The organism is Bacillus sp. FSL M8-0071 (assembly GCF_037975455.1).
In the GTDB taxonomy this organism is placed as follows: Bacteria; Bacillota; Bacilli; order Bacillales; family Bacillaceae; genus Bacillus; species Bacillus subtilis.
Genome location: NZ_CP150256.1, coordinates 4,099,510 through 4,118,798 on the forward strand (window position 1 = coordinate 4,099,510; position 19,289 = coordinate 4,118,798).

Genomic DNA, 19,289 nt, shown 5'->3' on the forward strand with positions numbered 1-19,289 from the left:
TATAAGGTATGAAATGCATTTCAGTTCAAGCTTTTTTCTTAAATTTATGCTGAATTTTGATATCAGCGGGTTCATCTTGCAAAAATAAAGAAAATGCTGCGATGCCGAGCTGCTCAAGGTTCAAATCAAGCGACGGAAAACCAAGAACGCGGCTGATAGAAGTATTCCCCTCGCCTATGATTTCAACATCCCAATTATTCTTTTTGGCAAATAGATGAATTCCAGCTGCCACTTCATCACTATTTGCATAAATAGCAGTCGGAACCCGCCCGCTCATATAAAAATGTTCAGCTGCCAGCTCACCATCATTCATATCGTTGCATCCGGACAGCATATGGCGGTCTTCCAACCTTCCGCAGACAGCTTTATAGGCCGCAGCTTTATCAGCCGTGCTCGGGCTCCTATCAGCTTCTCTGACACACGTAAAAGCAATATTCTCATGCCCGCGGCTCTTTAAATAGCGAAAGCTCTCTGCATAAGCAGCTTTTCTGTCATTAAAAGCACAAGGGACATCAATGTCTCCGGTATCCTCACAAGCGATGACCGGCCCATATTCCTGATAAGCTAAAATGCTGTCCCAATGATTGGCGCGGGAAGTAATGATGAGACCGTCTATTTTCTTCGTTCTTAACAGCTCTAAATATTTGATTTCAATATCGGGGTTATAATTGGTGGGGAGAAGGGTCGTTGCATACTCATGCTGAAAAGCCGCCTTGGTGATTCCGTTAACGATTTTATCAAAGCAGGGATGATCGCTATAAGGCAGAATCACACCGACTGTATGGGTTTTCCCGCGAATGAGATCGATTGCGGTTCGATTTGGTGTATAATCCAATTCCTTCATGACTTGATGAACAAGCTTTCTCTTTTCTTCAGATACATAAGGATGATGATTCAATACACGCGAGACAGTCGAAACAGATACATTTGCCAGCCTTGCGATCTCTTTTATATTTGCCATCTCTTTCTCCTTTTCATATAAAAAAAGCAGTAAGTGTAAAATCCTTACTGCTATCTCATCATATATTGATGATAAGTTCAACAGGACAATGGTCGGAACCCATGACGTCCGCTGATATGCTGGCATCTTCAATCTGTTCCTTAAGGCTTTCAGAAACAACAAAATAATCAATCCGCCATCCAATATTTCTGTCCCGGGCGCCGGCACGATACGACCACCAGGAATAAGCGCCTTCAAGATCAGGATAAACATGACGGAAAGAATCAACAAAGCCAGCTTCTAAGAAACGAGTGAATGCCTCTCTTTCTTGATCTGAAAATCCAGCGTTATTCCGGTTCGCCTTTGGATTTTTCAAATCAATCTCCTGATGGGCTACATTCAAATCACCGCATAAAATCACTGGTTTTTTCTGATCCAATTCAAGAATATAAGACAGTAAAGCCTCTTCCCATTGCATGCGGTAATCAATCCGCTCTAATCCCCTTCTGGAATTGGGCGTGTAAACAGTCATCACAAACACGTTTTCAAATTCCAGCGTAATCACTCTGCCTTCTTGGTCATGCTCTTCTACTCCGATACCGTAGATGACCTGCAGCGGTTCTTGCTTAGAAAAAACAGCTGTGCCGGAATATCCTTTTTTCACTGCATAATTCCAGTACACATGATAGCCTTCAGGCTGGAGATCAACCTGGCCGTCCTGTATCTTCGTTTCCTGAAGACATATAATATCTGCATCCTCTTCTTTCAAATAAGAGAGGAAATCCATTTTTCTCATCACAGCCCGCAGGCCGTTTACATTCCATGAAATCAACTTCATGTTTCATCCTCCCCCCCTATAAAAAAGAGCAAGAACCCGAAGGTCCTTGCTCTTTACGCATCAGCTTACTCACCGCTTACGTATGGAAGTAAAGCCATTTGACGTGCGCGTTTGATCGCTGCAGTCAATTTACGTTGGTATTTAGCGTTTGTTCCAGTTACACGACGTGGTAAAATTTTACCGCGCTCAGAAACAAACTTTTTAAGAAGATCTACATCTTTGTAGTCGATGTGCGTGATACCGTTAGAAGTGAAATAACACACTTTACGGCGTTTCGCACGACCGCCTCTGCGTCCTCCTGCCATTGTCATTTCCCTCCTTTCTTTTTCATTTTAGGTGATAATCACATTAGAATGGAAGATCATCATCCGAGATGTCAATCGGTTTGCCGTCGTTGGCAAATGGGTCATCATTAAAGCTGTTCCCCTGATTGCGTCTCTGGTTGTTTTGATTTCCCCCAAATGGATTATCATTTTGGCCTCCGCCAAAGTACTGGCCTCCGCCGCTGTTTCCTTCGTTGTATCCACCTGAACCAGAACCGCCGCCGTTTTTCGGCTCAAGAAATTGAACACTTTCAGCTTGGACCTCTGTCACGAAGACACGCTGTCCTTGCTGGTTTTCATAGTTTCTTGTTTGTAAACGGCCATCTACGCCTGCAAGGCTTCCTTTTTTCAAGAAGTTTGCAACGTTTTCGGCTTGTCTTCTCCAAGTGACACAATTAATGAAATCGGCCTCACGTTCTCCGGACTGGTTCGTAAATGTACGATTCACAGCAAGAGTAAACGTAGCAACAGCCGCACCGTTTGGCGTATAACGAAGCTCTGGGTCTTTTGTCAGTCTTCCGACTAATACAACTCGGTTAAGCATAAGAAAGACCACCTTTTACCATTATATATTTCAAAATTGCTTATTCTTCTTCTTTAACAACAATGTGGCGAATGATATCGTCACTGATCTTAGCTAGACGGTCAAATTCTTGAACTGCCGCAGCGTCAGATTGAACGTTTACGATTTGGTAGAAACCGTCGCGGAAATCGTTGATTTCGTAAGCAAGACGACGTTTACCCCAATCCTTTGTTCCAGTGATCTCCGCACCGTTAGAAGTCAGAACGTTGTTGAAACGCTCGATAACTGCTTTTTTAGACTCTTCGTCAATGTTTGGGCGGATAATGTACATAACTTCGTACTTTCTCATCTGTTTGCACCTCCTTTTGGACTAAGCGGCCCATAATGGGCAAGGAGCAATAATTCTATTACTCACAATTTTATATTATACCAAAGCTCTTGTCCCTTTACAACTGCATCCTATACATTAAATCGGAAATGAATAACATCTCCGTCTTGGACCACATATTCTTTCCCTTCAAGGCGGACTTTTCCTGCCTCTTTAGCTCCTGCCATACCGCCGCCCGCAAGAAGATCCTCATAAGCAACTGTCTCAGCACGAATGAAGCCCCGCTCAAAGTCACTATGAATAATTCCTGCACACTCAGGTGCTTTCATGCCTTTTTTGAATGTCCAAGCTCTGACTTCCTGTTCTCCGGCTGTGAAATATGTTGCGAGGCCGAGAAGAGAGTAAGACGCTTTGATCAGCTGATCAAGACCTGATTCTTGAATGCCCAGCTCTTCCAAGAACATTTGCTTTTCTTCGCCTTCAAGCTCAGCGATTTCAGATTCGATTTTTGCACATACAACGATAACTTCTGCGTTTTCGCCGGCAGCGTACTCGCGAATCTTCGCTACATTTTCATTGCCAGATGGATCAGCAACTTCATCTTCACTTACGTTGGCCACGTACAAAATAGGCTTCGAAGTCAGTAAATGGAGCTGCTTCACAAGCTTTTGCTGCTCCTCAGTGAATTCTACAGATCGAGCAGGCTTTTCACTCTCAAACGCTTCTTTCAGTTTAGATAAAATCTCAAACTCAAATACAGCGTCTTTATCTTTTTGCTTCGCAAGCTTGCTGACGCGTGTAATCCGCTTTTCAACCGTTTCCATATCAGCGAGGATCAGCTCAAGGTTGATCGTTTCAATGTCATCAATCGGATCAACCTTTCCGGAAACGTGTGTAATGTTGTCATCGGAAAAAGCACGGACAACGTGGCAAATCGCGTCAACTTGGCGAATATGAGATAGGAACTTGTTGCCGAGTCCTTCTCCTTTAGATGCGCCCTTTACAATCCCTGCAATATCAGTGAATTCAAAAGCAGTCGGCACAGTCTTCTTCGGGTTGACCAGCTCAGTCAGCTTTTGCAGACGATCATCCGGCACCTCTACAATTCCCACGTTCGGATCAATTGTACAGAACGGGTAGTTGGCTGATTCGGCACCGGCCTGTGTAATTGCGTTAAATAGTGTTGATTTTCCGACGTTCGGCAAACCAACAATTCCAGCTGTTAAAGCCATTCTTTCATCTCCTCTATATAAAACCGTCATTGTATGAGCGTATTTTGAACCTAGAGCAATTATAAGGAGGTTCACTGGAAAAGACAAGCTGACAAAAAAGCATTTTCAACCTGCCAATCCCTTTGATTATGCTTTTTTCAAGCCTACTAAACAGTCAAAAAGCGTACTTCCCATTCCATTATCAGAATTTGTATCATTTGTCAGTGCATTGACTGACCCTCCAAAAGCCGCCCACATGCCTTCATCTATATTAATCGTCTTCGCATGAGCCTGCTTCATCACTTTCACCTTGCCCTTCAAGCGTCCGCGGTCATTAAAGATGACAACCTCGTCTCCATCCTGAAGATTCTGCTCAGCAGCTATATCTGGAGAAATATCGACCTGAACGTGCTGAAGCTTTTCAATAAACGGCACATGCTGTGAATGGTTGGAACGCTGCGGATGAATGGATAACAGCGTATAAGGGTACTTTTCAGCTAACTCCTCATTATGGAAAACAGATTCTTCGGGCACATTTAATTGAAGCGAGCCGCTAAATCCCTTTTGCTCAGCTAGCGACGAAGTAAATTCAAATTTTCCACTCGGCGTCAAAAACTGATAATCATCCCACGGCACCTGTTTTACTGGAAGAGGGAGGTGGCCTTTTTCTTTTAAACGCTCGAGTGTCACACCCTCTGCTTCCAATGAAGAAAGCCCCATCTCTAAAAATTCTTGAGTGCTGTATTCAAACAGCTCTCCAAATCCAAGGCGTTTTGCAAGCTCTGACCAGATCCAGCTGTCCGATTTCGCTTCACCCTGCGGCTCCACAAGCTTCTTCCCGTACTGAACATAATGATGATACATACTGGAATAGTAGATATCTTCTTCTTCAAAAACAGTGGCAGTCGGCAAAACATAATCACACAGCTTTGCGGTATCTGTCATAATGGAATCAATCGCAACCGTCATGGGAACCTTTTCAAAAGCTTGTCTCACCTTATTTGTATTCGGCACCTGAGTCAGCGGATTTCCGCACGTCACAATAATCATCTCAATCGCAGGATCAGCAGCGGTCAACACTTCTTCAGCCTGTGTCATCATTGAAAAAGAACGGGATGTTGTTTTTAATTCCGGCAGCGTCAGCTTTGTTTTTGCAAAGCTCTCACCAATCTGGACATTTCCGAAATTCGCGCCGCCGCCCTTAATTCCGACATTTCCGCTTGCCGCCACAAGTGCATCAATCCAACGAATCGTTCCCCCGCCGTTTTTATAACGCTGCATGCCAAGCCCCATAAAAGTAGACACCGGACCATCAGCATACAAAGCGGCCAGATACTCCAGGTCCTCCATAGAAGTTTCTGTTTTCACAATAAACTCTTCCAGAGAAACGGTCTTCAAAAGCTCTTTCACATCATCAAAACCGACAGAGTGCTCAGAAATAAACGTTTCATCCGTTCTTCCCGTCTCAATCAGAACTTTCAAAACGGCTGCCGCAAGCCAGCCGTCCATTCCTGGCTTTACAGAGATATAGCGATCGGCAAGCTTGGCAGTCGGATTGAAGATCGGATCAATCACCGTAATTGTGGCGCCCTTCTTTTTCACCTGCTGCAAGTGGTGGTATAAGTGCATATTTGTTCTGGATACATTTCTTCCCCACACAACAACATGCTTGCTGTTGTAAATATCAAGCGGTCCGTGACCGTACGAACGGCCAAAATCCCAGCTTTGCGCCTCGATACCGGAGCCCCAGCATATGCTTCCGACGATTTCGGTCACGCCGCCATATCCATTAAAAAAACGCTGATCAAGCGCTTTTAACAGACCGTTATTCGCATAATCATGGCTGTGCAAAACAGCAGTCGTCTCCGACGTTTCCTTGATTTCCCGAAGTTTATCGGCAATTTCATCAAGTGCCTGCTCCCAAGAAATCCGCACAAACTCGCCATTTTGTTTTTTCATTGGATAGCGAAGCCGATCAGGCGAATTTGTTTTTGTCTCAAGCATTCTGCCGCGGCCGCAGATTTTACCTTCCGTAATCGGATGGTTTGGATCTCCGTCCACTTTTGTTACCTTTCCATCATCAACAGTCACCAAAAAGCCGCAGCTGTCCCAACAATTCAGCGGACATGCCGACTGATGCACTTTGCTCATCGCCGTCTTCTCCTTACCTTCTATATGAAAAAGCATGAGTGTCGGCCTATTTATGAAGTAGGCTCCTCATGCTTGACTAGTACTTTTTTTAGTTTTCTTTCAAATTCTCTTCTCGGAATCATAACACTGTGAGAGCATCCCTCACACTTAATTCGAATATCCATTCCCATGCGTATAATTTTCCAGCTGTTCGCTCCGCATGGATGCGGTTTTTTCATTTCTACGATATCATTCAGGCCAAAGTCTTTATCCGCCAAGACCCTTCACCTCTTTTCCTAAACTGCTGTATCTATTGTACAAAAAAACTGATCATAAGAGCAATCAAGATACCCGAAAAGAAATACATCCTCTTATTTCCATTTACTCAAAATAGGATATAAGAGCAGACAAACTAACAAATACAAATTGAGCATCCCATATATCGGATACAAGAACGCGATCAAATCAGAAAATCCGAAAGAAGTAAAAGGTACCATTAACACTAACAAAATCAACACAATCATCCATCTCGGCATATGAATAAACGCCATCAGCCGGCTGGACAGCCCCAGCAAACCAGCTACCGTCGTCGTGTAAATCGCCAGGCACAGCACCGCCGTCATACATAAAAAAAGGAAATAAGGCGCACCCTCCAGAACGGCAAACAGCGGTATTTCAAACTGAGAAAGGGAGCCCGCCAGCTCCACCAACGTTTCATTATAAACAAATGAGATCACGCCAAAAATAAGACCGCTTGCCACACTTGCGATTTTTGCTTCTCCGAGCCCTTTCATCTCTTTCCCAACAGAGGATAAAATCGCAACAACTGAAAGGATGTTTAAAGAGGTAAACGTAATGCTCGCAGGCCAGTTATACTGCTGGGACAAATCAATCGTCCACGTATGGTGATGTGTGCTCTGAAAGGAGATCAGCGCATATAAAAGCCCCGCTACTAACACAGGAATCAAAATACTATTTATAGATAATATTCCTTTCACATCCCACAAAAACAAACACACTGTCACGATGCAAATCAGCGTGATTCCCCACCAGAAAGGAAGCTTGTACATTTGCAGGGTCACACCGCCTCCGGCAATCATCACCATAGTCGTCGAAAACAAATAAAAAATGATGAGGACATCATAAATTTTCGCCAGCCATGGCCCCATTAAATGCTCCAGAACCGGCAGAAAATGAGTGGATTGAACCTTAAAACTGATTTTCATCACAATATAAGACGAGAAAATGAACATAATTGTAAACAGCACAATAGCAAGTCCGCTTTCAGCCCCAAAAAACTGCCATATCTCCTGACCGCTCGCATATCCGGCCCCGATCAGGCTCCCTAATATGAGCAGCATCCACTTCATTCCGGCTCTCCACAACACTATCACCTCATAGACAAAGTTCAGCTTGTTCCCGTTATTGTTACTATATAAATAAAGGAAAGCAAACATGCCATATTTTCATAGACATTTGAACACAAGTTGAAATTATCATACGAAATACACATAAAAAAAGACTGCTAATACGGCAGTCTAAAAAGAGATATTTATTTGTTTGTCCGCGGAATGAAGAAGTGAACTTCACTCTTCACTTTTTTCTAACCATTCCTACCTATTCAAGTGTTTCATAAGCAGACCATTGCTTGATCATGATCGAGGCAATGGGGGACAATACTTGTAATCGTCCACTAACCATTCATATCATGCCCTCTACTTTATTAAAATCTCCGGTGCCATACACAAAGCATAAAAAATCATACTGCTGGATATACTGTAAACAACCTTACATAACTACACACACCATAGCAATTCTGTTACCTACTATAACAAGGAAGTGAAACCCATGAATCGAAAAGGCGGGCTTTTTTCCTCTCAGGAACGAGTAAAGCAATATGTTTCACATACAGATGCTGCAGCGGCAAAACAAATCCAAACCATTCTTTCTTCATCCTTACGTAAAGCTGCCGGCAAACCAATTGTTGTGGTTTGTATCGGAACAGACCGTTCAACCGGTGACTCATTAGGCCCGCTCGTAGGAATGAAACTCAAACAGATGCAGCTCACCAGATTCCATGTCTACGGAACCTTATCTGACCCCGTCCATGCTGTGAACATGAAGGATAAAATCAATGACATTCATAAATTACATAAAAACCCATTTGTTATAGCAGTCGATGCATGCTTAGGCCGCGTTAAGAGTGTGGGTTCATTTCAAATCGGGGACGGGCCATTAAAGCCCGGAGCCGGTGTACAAAAAGACCTTCCTGAAGTGGGAGATCTTCATATTAACGGAATCGTGAATGTTAGCGGTTTCATGGAATATTTTGTATTGCAAAATACAAGACTCAACTTGGTCATGAATATGGCCAATGTTCTCGCGGAAGGATTGAGTTTAACAGATCGGACAGAGTGGAGGCAAGAACGCCTTAACCCGTTGCAAAGGCTCACTGGGCGCATATAAAACAAAAACCATCTTCGCTTGAAAGATGGTTTCTTCATTTACGATTCTCGTTCAGACAAAAGCTCTAAAATCCGGTCAAGGTCTTCATTAGAGAAAAATTCAATTTCGATTTTGCCTTTTTTCTTCTGTCTTTTAATATTAACTGTTGTTCCAAAATAATTTTGGAGATAGGATTCCCGTTCTTTTAGAACCGCATCTTTCACAGGTTCTTTTTTCTTTGTTTCACGTGGAACATTCTGATTCAACTGCTGAATCAGCTGCTCAAGCTGGCGAACATTGAGCTGCTCCGCAATCACTTTTTGTACCAGCGGTTCAAGCTTATTTTTGTTTTTCAAGCCAAGAAGCGTGCGTCCATGTCCCATAGAAAGCGTACCTTCGGCAATAAGCTGCTGAATATTTTCTGGCAGTGTCAGCAGTCTTAAATGATTCGCAATATGCGGTCTGCTTTTCCCAAGACGTTTGGCAAGCTGCTCTTGCGTGAGGTCTAAGTGTTTCAACAAGGAGTCATATGCCTGAGCCTCTTCAAGCGGAGATAAATCTTCACGCTGAAGGTTTTCTAATAAAGCAATTTCCCTCATTAACGCCTCTGATAATTCACGGACAATGGCCGGAACTGTATCTAAACCTGCCAGCTTTGCCGCTCGAAAACGCCGTTCACCCGCAACAATATCATAGCCTTTTAAAGATTTTCTGACGATAAGCGGCTGAAGAATGCCATGCTGCAGCACAGATTCTTTTAGTTCAGCTAATGCCTCGTCATCAAAGTGTTTTCTTGGCTGATAAGGATTAGGGCGTAAATCGGCAATTTTAATTTCTTCAACTGTCTCTTCAGACAAATCTACCTGATTAAATAACGCATTAATCCCTTTTCCAAGGCCTTTAGCCATTCGCAGCCACTTCCTTTGCTAAATCTAAATATACTTCCGCACCTCTTGACCGCGGATCGTATAAAATGATGGGTTTTCCGTGACTCGGTGCCTCACTCAGACGGACATTACGCGGAATAACTGTCTTATATACTTTATCCCTAAAATACTTTTTAACCTCTTCAATCACTTGAATGCCAAGGTTTGTCCGGGCATCAAGCATTGTCAGCAATACACCTTCAATCATTAAATCAGTATTCAAATGCTTTTGCACAAGACGTACTGTATTTAATAACTGGCTGAGACCCTCCAAGGCATAATATTCGCACTGTACAGGAATCACAACGGAATCCGAGGCAGTAAGGGCGTTAATCGTCAGCAGGCCCAATGACGGCGGACAATCAATGATAATATAATCATAATTTTGCTTTACTGCTTCAAGCGCTCTCTTCAATCTCACTTCTCTTGATATTGTAGGAACCAGCTCGATTTCAGCCCCTGCAAGCTGAATCGTCGCAGGAATCACATCCAAGTTCTCTACTGTCGTTGCTTTAATAATATCTATTACATCTGCATCATCTACTAAAATATCGTACACACACTGCTCTACATCGGCTTTTTCAATCCCTAATCCGCTTGTCGCATTTCCCTGCGGATCAATATCTACCAGCAGAACCCTTTTCCCTATGTAAGCCAAACATGCCCCAAGGTTGACAGACGTCGTTGTTTTGCCGACCCCGCCTTTTTGGTTCGTAATTGCTATGATTTTTCCCACGATGTCACCTACTTTCACATGAACATGTACTATCTTGCTTCTATTCTATCAAAAAAAGATTAAAGCGTTTCATTTTTTTCATCATTTTGTTCCGAATCAGAAGGGAAATAATTGAAAATTCAAGCACGCTTTATGCTTTCTCTTATAAATTCTGCAATTTCTATGTTTTTTTGACTTAAAAAAGGAATTTCTTAAAGAAAAAAAGAAGAAGTCACAGTACAGAACGTGGAAACAGGATGGTGAGAAAATGGTTTATCAAACGAAGAGAGATGTACCCGTTACGCTGATGATTGTGTTTCTCATATTACTGATACAAGCAGATGCCATTGTTCCTTTTGTGCTGGGAAATATGAGAGTTTCCGGCTGGATCATTTTTATTCTGCTGACTCTTTTAAATGGACTCATCATTTGGAGCTTTATTGACCTAAAATATGTATTGAAGGAACACCATCTGATCATTAAAGCCGGATTGATCAAACATCAAATTCCTTATGAAAAAATCGATAAAGTCGTTCAAAAAAAGAAACTATGGTCCGGTTTTCGTCTGATCGGCTCTCGCCATGCCATCACAATATATTATCAGGGGGGATGGGGACATGCAGTAATTTCACCGCAAAAATCTGAAGAGTTTATCCACAAACTCAAAGAAAAGAATTCTAATATAATAATTTTCACTAAAAGTAAGTGATTACCTTTTATTGAAAATATAAAAAGCTCTCCTGCTTTTCAGGAGAGCTTCTATTTTGGTATGCGAATCGTTAATTGAATATATTCTTCAAATTCTTCTTCTTCTGTATTCAATTTTACACCGCTGTCTTCCACCATTGATAGTGACTGGCGAATCGTGTTCATCGCAATTCTTGTATCTCTGCTGAATGCTTTGCGTCTCGGCTTTGGTTTTCTCTGGCCTTGCTCCAGCATTTTCACCACGCGGTCTTCCGTCTGCTTTACATTTAAACTTTTCTCAATAATCTCTGTGAGCAGTGTGACTTGGAGCTCAGGCTGTTTCAGCGGAATCAGCGCTCTGGCATGGCGCTCGGTGATTTTCTTCTCCATAATCGCCTCTTGGACCGGCTGAGGCAGCTTTAATAACCGAAGCTTATTCGCGATTGTAGACTGCCCTTTTCCTAAGCGCTGTGCGAGTGCCTCCTGTGTTAAATCATGCAGCTCAAGCAGCCTAGCATAAGCATGCGCTTCCTCAATAGAAGACAGTTCTTCCCGCTGCAAGTTTTCGATTAACGCCACAGAAGCGGTTTCCGTGTCGGAAAAATCCTTAATAATTGCCGGAATCTTTTCCCACTCAAGCGATTGCACCGCTCTCCAGCGTCTTTCACCTGCAATGAGTTCGTATTGGCCTTCTTCTTCTGTATGCCTAACAACAATCGGCTGAATAATGCCGTGTGTATGAATGGTCATTGCTAACTCTTTGATTTTTTCATCTGAGAAAATGGTGCGTGGCTGAAAACGGTTGGGAACGATAGCATTTACCGGTATTTCCAGAATCTCTTCTTTGTTTGTATCATGTTCAGCAATCTCCGGCTCCTGTTCCTTCTCACCAAGCCCGAAGAAACGAGAGAATGAATGCTTCATGTACCTACACCACCTTTAAAAACTGCCATTTTTATAATTCTATTTTCTCATGGTTTTTCCTGCTGTACATCCATCAATTTTGATGAAAATATGATGGTATTGTCATATCAGGCTGTCTAAATTACCCTTCAATTGGCGATTTATTAGGAGTTCCCGGTTTTCTTGGATACTTCTTAGGTGTATTTTTTATTTTGCGTATCACCATAATATTACGATCGCTTTCTTCAATAGGCAGCTTAAAAGAATGGATATTCTCAAGTTCTCCTCCAAGCGTCGTGATTGCTTTTTTGCCTGCATTCAGTTCTTCTTCAGCTGATGCGGCTTTTAAAGCAACAAATAAACCGTTTTTCTTCACCAGAGGCAAGCAAAGCTCACTCAAAACAGATAATCTCGCAACTGCTCGCGCTGTCACAATATCATAGCTTTCACGCACGTCTTTCCGTTGCCCGAACGTTTCAGCTCTGTCATGGCAGTATGTTGTATTCTCCAATTGCAAAGCCTCAGATAGCTTTTCTAAAAACGTGATCCGTTTATTCAGTGAATCTACGATTGTGACATTGAGGTGCGGAAAGCATATTTTTATCGGCAGACTTGGAAAACCCGCTCCCGCTCCGACATCACAAATCGTGTTCACCTGATTGAAGTCGACATAAAAAGCAGCTGTAATGGAATCATAAAAATGCTTTAAATACACTTCTTTTTTCTCTGTTATTGAAGTCAGATTGATTTTTTCGTTCCATTCAACCAGCATGTCGTAATACAGCTCAAATTGCTCTAGCTGACGGGGAGAAAGGGAGATCCCTTTTTCCGCCAAACCAGAAGTAAATTCTTCAATATTCATGCCGTCATCCTTTCTATTCGGCTATCTTCGCAATGCGTCCCTGCTCTAAATACACCAATAGAATTGAAATGTCCGCCGGGTTTACACCGGAAATGCGGGAAGCTTGGGCAACAGACAAAGGCCGTACATTTTTCAGTTTTTGACGCGCCTCGGTCGCAATCCCCTTAATTGCGTCATAATCAATTCGGTCTGGAATTTTTTTATTTTCCATCTTCTTCAGTTTTTCCACTTGCTGAAGAGATTTTTCAATATATCCTTCATATTTCACTTGGATTTCTACTTGTTCTGCCACGTCTTGAGGAACCGGCACTTCTGGCGGCGCCAGTTTTGTGACTGTTTCATAGTTCATTTCAGGACGTTTCATCAAGTCTGTGCCGCGAACTCCATCTTTCAATTCGCTTCCGCCAAGAGAACGGATATATTCTTGATTTTCCGGAGACGGCTTGATAATTACAGAATGAAGACGTTTTTTCTCCGCCTCGATCGCCGCTTTTTTCTTCTCAAAAGCCGCATAGCGCTCATCAGAAATCAATCCAATGCGGTGTCCGATTTCTGTCAGACGCAAATCAGCATTGTCATGGCGAAGCAGCAATCTGTATTCAGCACGTGATGTCAAAAGACGATATGGCTCATTGGTACCTTTTGTCACAAGGTCATCAATCAGAACACCAATATAGGCGTCAGAACGGCTTAGAATTACTTCTTCTTTTCCAAGCGCTTTTCGTCCTGCATTGATTCCCGCCATAATCCCTTGTCCCGCAGCTTCTTCATAACCGGATGTTCCATTAATTTGGCCTGCAGTGTAAAGGTTTGTGATTTTTTTTGTTTCAAGTGTCGGCCAGAGCTGTGTCGGTACGATTGCATCATACTCGATCGCATAGCCGGCTCTCATCATTTGCACGTTTTCAAGTCCAGGAATCGTTGCAAGCATTCTTTGCTGTACGTCTTCTGGAAGACTTGTAGATAAACCTTGGACATAGACTTCTTGTGTATTTCTGCCTTCCGGCTCAAGGAAGATTTGGTGACGCGGTTTATCATTAAAACGGACAACTTTATCTTCAATGGATGGGCAGTATCTTGGGCCTGTACCTTTGATCATACCGGAATACATCGGTGAACGGTGCAGGTTGCTGTCAATAATCTCATGTGTCTCAGGGCTTGTATATGTCAGCCAGCAAGGGAGCTGATCTGTGATATATTCCACTGTTTCATATGAGAAAGCGCGAGGCACATCGTCGCCAGGCTGAATTTCCGTTTTGCTGTAATCAATCGTATCGCTTTTAACGCGAGGCGGCGTACCTGTTTTAAAACGAACAAGGTCAAAACCAAGTTCCTCCAAATGCTCAGAAAGCTTAATAGAAGGCTGCTGGTTATTTGGGCCGCTTGAGTAAGACAGATCGCCAAGAATAATACGTCCTCTTAAATATGTCCCTGTCGTCATGACAACTGCTTTCGCACGATAATGTGCGCCGGTTTGTGTAATAACGCCTCGGCATTCGCCGTCTTCAACGATCAGCCGCTCCACAATTCCTTGCAGCAATGTTAAGTTTGGTTCTTTTTCAAGCGTATTTTTCATTTCGTGCTGATATTGGAATTTGTCTGCTTGCGCACGCAATGCACGAACCGCTGGACCTTTTCCTGTATTCAGCATTCTCATTTGAATATGCGTTTTATCGATGTTTCTTCCCATTTCTCCGCCGAGCGCGTCAATTTCGCGGACGACAATCCCTTTTGCGGGGCCGCCGACAGACGGATTACATGGCATAAATGCAACCATATCTAGGTTGATGGTCAAGACAAGCGTTTTGGCGCCTTGGCGTGCAGATGCGAGGGCAGCCTCAACACCGGCATGCCCGGCGCCAATCACAATCACATCGTATTGGCCTGCTTCATACCCCATGATTCTAGTTCCTCCTTTTATTATTTTCCTAAACAGAATTGAGAAAAGAGCTGATCAATTAAGCTTTCGTGGACAGAATCTCCAATGATTTCCCCTAAAAGCTCCCAGCATCTTGTAAGGTCAATTTGCACCATGTCGATCGGGACATCCTGTTCGATGCCGCTAAGCGCATCTTCAATGGCGCGTTTTGCTTGCTGTAAAATAGAGATGTGACGTGTGTTGCTGACATAAGTCAGATCACCACTTTCAATGACACCCGTGTAGAACAGTGATTGAATCGCTTCTTCCAGATCATTGATGCCTTCCTCTTTTAAAAGAGAAGTCGTAACAACTGGACGTCCATTGGCAAGCTCACGGACACGTTCAGTGTCAATCTTCGCCTCAAGGTCAGTCTTATTCAAAATCACGATAACATCCATGCCCTCAACGGCTTCAAAAAGCTTCACGTCTTCTTCAGAAAGCTCTTCACTATAATTAAGCACAAGTAAAATCAGGTCCGCTTCCTTTAGAACCTGGCGAGAACGTTCAACACCGATTCGCTCAACAATATCCTCTGTTTCACGAATACCTGCTGTATCAACCAGACGAAGCGGGACGCCCCTTACATTCACGTATTCCTCAATCACATCCCGTGTCGTTCCGGGAATATCGGTTACAATGGCTTTTGCCTCATGAACGAGGCTGTTCAGAAGAGATGATTTTCCTACGTTTGGCCGGCCGATAATGACGGTAGAAAGACCTTCACGCAAGATTTTTCCTTGCTCAGAAGTCCTCAGCAACGCCTCAATTTCCTTTTTCACGGCGGTTGCCTTTTCGACTAAAATCTGATGCGTCATTTCCTCTACATCATCATACTCCGGATAATCGATATTCACCTCAACATGGGCCAGTGTTTCTAAAATCTCACTGCGCAAACGGCGCACCAAAGCAGAAAGACGCCCTTCCATTTGATTCATAGCAACGTTCATTGCCCGGTCCGTTTTCGCTCTGATTAAGTCCATAACCGCTTCCGCCTGTGAAAGATCGATACGCCCGTTTAAAAACGCACGTTTCGTAAATTCGCCAGGCTCTGCCAGTCTCGCTCCCTCTCTCAATGCGAGCTGAAGCACTTGGTTCACAGTCACAATTCCCCCGTGACAGTTTATCTCGATAACATCTTCCCGTGTAAAAGTTCTCGGCGCTTTTAACACTGATACCATTACTTCCTCAACGACACGATCCGAAGGTCTGTCTACGATATGACCATAATGAATCGTATGTGATTCGACCGAGCTGAGTGTTTTCCCCTTCGGTCCCTTATAAATTTTATCTGCGATTTGAATGGCTTCTGGTCCGCTCAACCGTACAATCGCAATCGCGCCTTCTCCCATCGGTGTGGAAATTGCCGCAATTGTATCCATGTTGTTCACCTCTCTTTACTTATACTTCATCTATATAAAAAAATTTTTATTATGCCAAAACTAAAAGATAACATAGTTTGGTTCGAAGTGGAAGATTTGTTATCCACAGAAATAGAAATTCGTCCCTTATTACTTTAACTTATCCACATGTGAATAACAATTAATTTTATTTCCTGAACTTCCTTTTTATCAACAGGATACACCTAAAAAGAAAAAACTTAAACGGCAAAACCTTGATATTACTAGGAAAAGTAGATTTTTCGGATACAAAAAAACCGAAATCCAATTTTTATCGGACTTCGGTTTTATGCTATCTTTTATGGGAAATAACGAGATGACGATTTTCGCCTTCACCCATTGAATATGTTTTGATCTGGTGGTTTGCATATCCAGAAAGAGTATCGTGAATAATTTTTCTTTCGCTGGACGGCATGGGCTCAAGCTGGATGGATTTTTTCGTTTTCAAAACCTGGTCAGCAAGCTTGATGGCCAGCTGGCTCAGTGTTTCTTTTCTTTTCAAACGATAGTTTTCTGCATCCACCGTCACATTTTTATATTGGCCTGGATAACGGTTAAGGGCAAGCTGTGTCAAAGTTTCAAGGGCGTTTAAGGTTTGTCCTCTTTTCCCAATCAACAATGCTGCCTTTTCACCTGTTATATGATATCTCACTGTCTTTTTGCTTTCTTGAACAGTCACATCAGACTTCCCGGCAATGGCTTCGGCAATCGTTTGAAGATATAACTTCGCTTGCTGAATCGGATCAATCTTTTCAACCAGCTTTACGATCGCAGGCTTTTTACCGAAAATACCGAGAAACCCTTTGTTTCCCTCTTCAATAACAGTAATTTCTACCTTATCCTTCGTTAATCCCAGCTCTTGCAATCCGGACTGTACTGCTTCATCGACATTTCGCCCTGCAGCAGTCACATTCCTCACTTTTTCTTTCCTCCGGCTTTTTGCGGCTCAGGATTTTTTTTAATATCAGGTCCTTTAATGAGGAAAGTTTGCGCAATCATAAACAAGTTACCGACTACCCAATAAAGAGAAAGAGCCGCCGGGAAGTTGATCGCAAATACGATAATCATAATTGGCATAATCCAAAGCATCATCGCCATTTGCGGATTTTGCTGCGCATTGCCCGCCATCATCAGTTTTTGCTGAACAAATGTAGCGACACCGGCAACGATAGGAAGAATATAGTAAGGATCTTTTTCTCCTAAGTCAAACCATAAGAAGCTATGCTCTGAAATCGCCTGGGTTCTCATGATCGCATGATAGAATCCAATTAAAATCGGCATCTGGATCAAAATCGGGAAACATCCCGCCAATGGATTGACACCATGCTTTTGGAATAAAGCCATTGTTTCCTGCTGAAGCTTTTGCTGCGTTTTTTGATCCTTTGAGCTGTATTTTTCTTTAAGCTTTTGCATTTCCGGCTGTAAAGCCTGCATCGCTTTCGAACTTCTCAGCTGCTTAATCATCAGCGGTAAAATTAATAAACGAATTAAAATGGTAACTAGAATAATTGAAAGCCCGTAGTTATCTCCCGTCAATTTCGCTACATACGTAATGAGCTCAGACAATGGATATACTACGTACTTGTCCCAGAAATGCGGACTATCTGCAGTGATCGGCTCTTTCACACTCGAGCATCCAGCCAAAAGCATGAATACGCCAACCATACTTAATAGCAACCCTATTCTCCTTTTCAACAACATTTCCTCCTATAATTAATCTTTACACTCTTTTATTGCAAAGCATACTTGTATGTATTTTAGCATCTTTCAGTTTTAAATGGTGTCTTTTTCTGATCAACCAGAAAGGAAGCGCTTTTAAAAGTTGTAAGAAAGCAGTGGTGATGCCTACTTTGACGAAGATTTCTTATATAATGAAGACTTTCTGAATAGATGCTGCAGACTTTTTTTCGTTTCCTCATATGTCAGCTGGCTCGCCGGTTTTCTGGCAATAATGATGTAATCCTTTTCCTTCAGTCTCTCTTTCTCTTCAAGAAAGGCCTGCCGAATCAAACGTTTGATCCGATTTCGCATCACAGCATTGCCAATTTTTTTGCTGACGGAAAGCCCGACACGCAGTTCATCATTTTCAGGCTGATCAAGCGTATATAAGACAAACTGGCGGTTTGCAACTGATGTCCCATGTTTAAACACTTTTTGAAAATCTTCATTTTTCTTTAAACGATTTCGCTTCTTCAAATGACTCACTCCGATACTGGCTGGCAGAAACTTTTAAAATTTATTATGAACATGAGATGCATCTGAACCAGTTTATTATGAACATGAGATGCATCTGAACCAGGAAGCATGCCCCGGTTCATTACGCATCACATCTATCTTTTCCCATAACGTGAAAAAAGACCACTGACATTATTCAGTGGCCTAAGCTGATAATACTTTTCTGCCTTTGCGGCGACGGCGTGCTAAAACTAGACGACCGTTTTTTGAACTCATACGGCTTCTGAAGCCATGAACTTTGCTGCGTTTACGGTTATTCGGTTGGAATGTTCTTTTCATTTATGACACCTCCCTCGAGGAATAGCTGTTAAAGACAGTCTTACTTATTATATTTGCGTTACCTATTCATTGTCAACTTCACTAGTGCTTTTATTTCTTGCAACCATAATAGGATACCATACCTTTTCAACTTTCGAAACCTTATTTTTTAGATTCCTTAATTTTACGGAAAAAAGACAAATCTAAACAATTTGCCCCTAAAATCACGCGTGTGGATATCTTTTTCGGCTTTTTTTAGTATCCACAGAGGTTATCGACAACATTTTCACATTACCAACCCCTGTGGACAAGGTTTTTTCAACAGGTTGTCCGCTTTGTGGATAAGATTGTGACAACCATTGCAAGCTCTCGTTTATTTTGGTATTATATTTGTGTTTTAACTCTTGATTACTAATCCTACCTCCCCTCTTTATCCACAAAGTGTGGATAAGTTGTGGATTGATTTCACACAGCTTGTGTAGAAGGTTGTCCACAAGTTGTGAAATTTGTCGAAAAGCTATTTATCTACTATATTATATGTTTTCAACATTTAATGTGTACGAATGGTAAGCGCCATTTGCTCTTTTTTTGTGTTCTATAACAGAAAAAGACGCCATTTTCTAAGAAAAGGAGGGACGTGCCGGAAG

The 19,289-nt window shown here is 42.5% G+C and carries 21 protein-coding genes; 2 read left to right on the forward strand and 19 right to left on the reverse strand.

Annotated elements, in window-relative coordinates; genetic code table 11:
- Positions 1 to 25: 25 nt before the first annotated feature.
- The 9 genes from ccpB to MKX71_RS21175 all read right to left on the reverse strand — a co-directional run bounded on the left by ccpB (position 26) and on the right by MKX71_RS21175 (position 7,681).
- On the reverse strand, positions 26 to 961 hold the full coding sequence (ccpB, locus tag MKX71_RS21135) for a transcriptional regulator CcpB (protein ID WP_015250783.1): 936 nt from the start codon (positions 959 to 961) through the stop codon (positions 26 to 28).
- 58 nt (positions 962 to 1,019) lie between these two features.
- Complete coding sequence (gene xth / locus MKX71_RS21140; RefSeq protein WP_015250782.1) at positions 1,020 to 1,778, reverse strand: exodeoxyribonuclease III; 759 nt, start codon at positions 1,776 to 1,778, stop codon at positions 1,020 to 1,022.
- A gap of 65 nt (positions 1,779 to 1,843) precedes the next feature.
- Positions 1,844 to 2,083: a 30S ribosomal protein S18 gene (rpsR, locus tag MKX71_RS21145; protein WP_003219224.1), complete on the reverse strand. Its 240-nt coding sequence runs from the start codon at positions 2,081 to 2,083 to the stop codon at positions 1,844 to 1,846.
- A gap of 43 nt (positions 2,084 to 2,126) precedes the next feature.
- A complete protein-coding gene (gene ssbA, locus MKX71_RS21150; protein WP_003219228.1) occupies positions 2,127 to 2,645 on the reverse strand; it encodes a single-stranded DNA-binding protein SsbA in 519 nt (172 codons plus the stop codon).
- A gap of 40 nt (positions 2,646 to 2,685) precedes the next feature.
- Positions 2,686 to 2,973 carry a 30S ribosomal protein S6 gene (gene rpsF / locus MKX71_RS21155; protein ID WP_003244064.1) on the reverse strand — a complete coding sequence of 96 codons (288 nt, stop codon included), beginning with the start codon at positions 2,971 to 2,973 and terminating at the stop codon, positions 2,686 to 2,688.
- A gap of 110 nt (positions 2,974 to 3,083) precedes the next feature.
- Positions 3,084 to 4,184, reverse strand: coding sequence for a redox-regulated ATPase YchF (gene ychF, locus MKX71_RS21160; RefSeq protein ID WP_003242727.1), 1,101 nt, complete (start codon positions 4,182 to 4,184; stop codon positions 3,084 to 3,086).
- A 126-nt stretch (positions 4,185 to 4,310) separates the two neighbouring features.
- A complete protein-coding gene (locus MKX71_RS21165) occupies positions 4,311 to 6,314 on the reverse strand; it encodes a molybdopterin-dependent oxidoreductase (protein WP_339231612.1) in 2,004 nt (667 codons plus the stop codon).
- Between the two features lie 50 nt (positions 6,315 to 6,364).
- Positions 6,365 to 6,571 (reverse strand): DUF951 family protein, encoded by a 207-nt coding sequence (locus MKX71_RS21170; protein WP_003226838.1) that lies wholly within the window; start codon positions 6,569 to 6,571, stop codon positions 6,365 to 6,367.
- A gap of 93 nt (positions 6,572 to 6,664) precedes the next feature.
- A complete protein-coding gene (locus MKX71_RS21175) occupies positions 6,665 to 7,681 on the reverse strand; it encodes a membrane protein (protein ID WP_010886647.1) in 1,017 nt (338 codons plus the stop codon).
- Positions 7,682 to 8,141: 460 nt separating this feature from the next.
- Here MKX71_RS21175 and yyaC point away from each other — a divergent pair, with 460 nt between their 5' ends.
- A complete protein-coding gene (gene yyaC / locus MKX71_RS21180) occupies positions 8,142 to 8,759 on the forward strand; it encodes a spore protease YyaC (RefSeq protein WP_003243890.1) in 618 nt (205 codons plus the stop codon).
- 38 nt (positions 8,760 to 8,797) lie between these two features.
- Here the strand turns inward: yyaC and spo0J are convergent, their stop codons facing one another.
- Both spo0J and soj read right to left on the reverse strand, forming a co-directional pair.
- Positions 8,798 to 9,646: a stage 0 sporulation protein Spo0J gene (gene spo0J, locus MKX71_RS21185; protein WP_003226832.1), complete on the reverse strand. Its 849-nt coding sequence runs from the start codon at positions 9,644 to 9,646 to the stop codon at positions 8,798 to 8,800.
- Positions 9,639 to 10,400: a sporulation initiation inhibitor protein Soj gene (gene soj / locus MKX71_RS21190; RefSeq protein WP_003219244.1), complete on the reverse strand. Its 762-nt coding sequence runs from the start codon at positions 10,398 to 10,400 to the stop codon at positions 9,639 to 9,641. The genes spo0J and soj overlap by 8 nt, the downstream gene beginning before the upstream one ends.
- A gap of 247 nt (positions 10,401 to 10,647) precedes the next feature.
- Between soj and MKX71_RS21195 the strand changes: the two genes are divergently transcribed.
- Positions 10,648 to 11,088 (forward strand): PH domain-containing protein, encoded by a 441-nt coding sequence (locus MKX71_RS21195; protein ID WP_015250779.1) that lies wholly within the window; start codon positions 10,648 to 10,650, stop codon positions 11,086 to 11,088.
- A 50-nt stretch (positions 11,089 to 11,138) separates the two neighbouring features.
- Here the strand turns inward: MKX71_RS21195 and noc are convergent, their stop codons facing one another.
- From noc to rpmH, 8 genes are all read right to left on the reverse strand, one after another.
- Positions 11,139 to 11,990: a nucleoid occlusion protein gene (gene noc, locus MKX71_RS21200; protein WP_003226829.1), complete on the reverse strand. Its 852-nt coding sequence runs from the start codon at positions 11,988 to 11,990 to the stop codon at positions 11,139 to 11,141.
- A 121-nt stretch (positions 11,991 to 12,111) separates the two neighbouring features.
- On the reverse strand, positions 12,112 to 12,831 hold the full coding sequence (rsmG, locus tag MKX71_RS21205) for a 16S rRNA (guanine(527)-N(7))-methyltransferase RsmG (RefSeq protein WP_014481512.1): 720 nt from the start codon (positions 12,829 to 12,831) through the stop codon (positions 12,112 to 12,114).
- Positions 12,832 to 12,844: 13 nt separating this feature from the next.
- Entirely contained in the window at positions 12,845 to 14,731 is a 1,887-nt protein-coding gene (gene mnmG / locus MKX71_RS21210; protein ID WP_003226825.1) for a tRNA uridine-5-carboxymethylaminomethyl(34) synthesis enzyme MnmG, read from the reverse strand.
- Positions 14,732 to 14,751: 20 nt separating this feature from the next.
- Complete coding sequence (gene mnmE / locus MKX71_RS21215; protein WP_327847076.1) at positions 14,752 to 16,131, reverse strand: tRNA uridine-5-carboxymethylaminomethyl(34) synthesis GTPase MnmE; 1,380 nt, start codon at positions 16,129 to 16,131, stop codon at positions 14,752 to 14,754.
- A 310-nt stretch (positions 16,132 to 16,441) separates the two neighbouring features.
- A complete protein-coding gene (jag, locus tag MKX71_RS21220) occupies positions 16,442 to 17,068 on the reverse strand; it encodes an RNA-binding cell elongation regulator Jag/EloR (RefSeq protein ID WP_003243764.1) in 627 nt (208 codons plus the stop codon).
- Positions 17,065 to 17,850 carry a YidC family membrane integrase SpoIIIJ gene (gene spoIIIJ, locus MKX71_RS21225; protein WP_010886648.1) on the reverse strand — a complete coding sequence of 262 codons (786 nt, stop codon included), beginning with the start codon at positions 17,848 to 17,850 and terminating at the stop codon, positions 17,065 to 17,067. The genes jag and spoIIIJ overlap by 4 nt, the downstream gene beginning before the upstream one ends.
- A 144-nt stretch (positions 17,851 to 17,994) precedes the next feature.
- Positions 17,995 to 18,345: a ribonuclease P protein component gene (gene rnpA, locus MKX71_RS21230; protein WP_003242628.1), complete on the reverse strand. Its 351-nt coding sequence runs from the start codon at positions 18,343 to 18,345 to the stop codon at positions 17,995 to 17,997.
- 183 nt (positions 18,346 to 18,528) lie between these two features.
- The gene (rpmH, locus tag MKX71_RS21235; RefSeq protein WP_003178075.1) at positions 18,529 to 18,663 is read right to left on the reverse strand and encodes a 50S ribosomal protein L34; all 135 of its coding nucleotides are present in this window, start codon (positions 18,661 to 18,663) and stop codon (positions 18,529 to 18,531) included.
- Positions 18,664 to 19,289 lie beyond the last annotated feature (626 nt).

Coding starts and splice junctions, on each gene's coding strand:
- mnmE (WP_327847076.1), bottom strand. CDS start 16,131: ATGGATACAATTGCGGCAATTTCCACACCGATGGGAGAAGGCGCGATT.
- ssbA (WP_003219228.1), bottom strand. CDS start 2,645: ATGCTTAACCGAGTTGTATTAGTCGGAAGACTGACAAAAGACCCAGAG.
- rpsF (WP_003244064.1), bottom strand. CDS start 2,973: ATGAGAAAGTACGAAGTTATGTACATTATCCGCCCAAACATTGACGAA.
- mnmG (WP_003226825.1), bottom strand. CDS start 14,731: ATGGGGTATGAAGCAGGCCAATACGATGTGATTGTGATTGGCGCCGGG.
- spo0J (WP_003226832.1), bottom strand. CDS start 9,646: ATGGCTAAAGGCCTTGGAAAAGGGATTAATGCGTTATTTAATCAGGTA.
- rpsR (WP_003219224.1), bottom strand. CDS start 2,083: ATGGCAGGAGGACGCAGAGGCGGTCGTGCGAAACGCCGTAAAGTGTGT.
- rsmG (WP_014481512.1), bottom strand. CDS start 12,831: ATGAATATTGAAGAATTTACTTCTGGTTTGGCGGAAAAAGGGATCTCC.
- rpmH (WP_003178075.1), bottom strand. CDS start 18,663: ATGAAAAGAACATTCCAACCGAATAACCGTAAACGCAGCAAAGTTCAT.
- noc (WP_003226829.1), bottom strand. CDS start 11,990: ATGAAGCATTCATTCTCTCGTTTCTTCGGGCTTGGTGAGAAGGAACAG.
- yyaC (WP_003243890.1), top strand. CDS start 8,142: ATGAATCGAAAAGGCGGGCTTTTTTCCTCTCAGGAACGAGTAAAGCAA.
- ccpB (WP_015250783.1), bottom strand. CDS start 961: ATGGCAAATATAAAAGAGATCGCAAGGCTGGCAAATGTATCTGTTTCG.
- ychF (WP_003242727.1), bottom strand. CDS start 4,184: ATGGCTTTAACAGCTGGAATTGTTGGTTTGCCGAACGTCGGAAAATCA.
- spoIIIJ (WP_010886648.1), bottom strand. CDS start 17,850: ATGTTGTTGAAAAGGAGAATAGGGTTGCTATTAAGTATGGTTGGCGTA.
- MKX71_RS21195 (WP_015250779.1), top strand. CDS start 10,648: ATGGTTTATCAAACGAAGAGAGATGTACCCGTTACGCTGATGATTGTG.
- xth (WP_015250782.1), bottom strand. CDS start 1,778: ATGAAGTTGATTTCATGGAATGTAAACGGCCTGCGGGCTGTGATGAGA.
- MKX71_RS21165 (WP_339231612.1), bottom strand. CDS start 6,314: ATGAGCAAAGTGCATCAGTCGGCATGTCCGCTGAATTGTTGGGACAGC.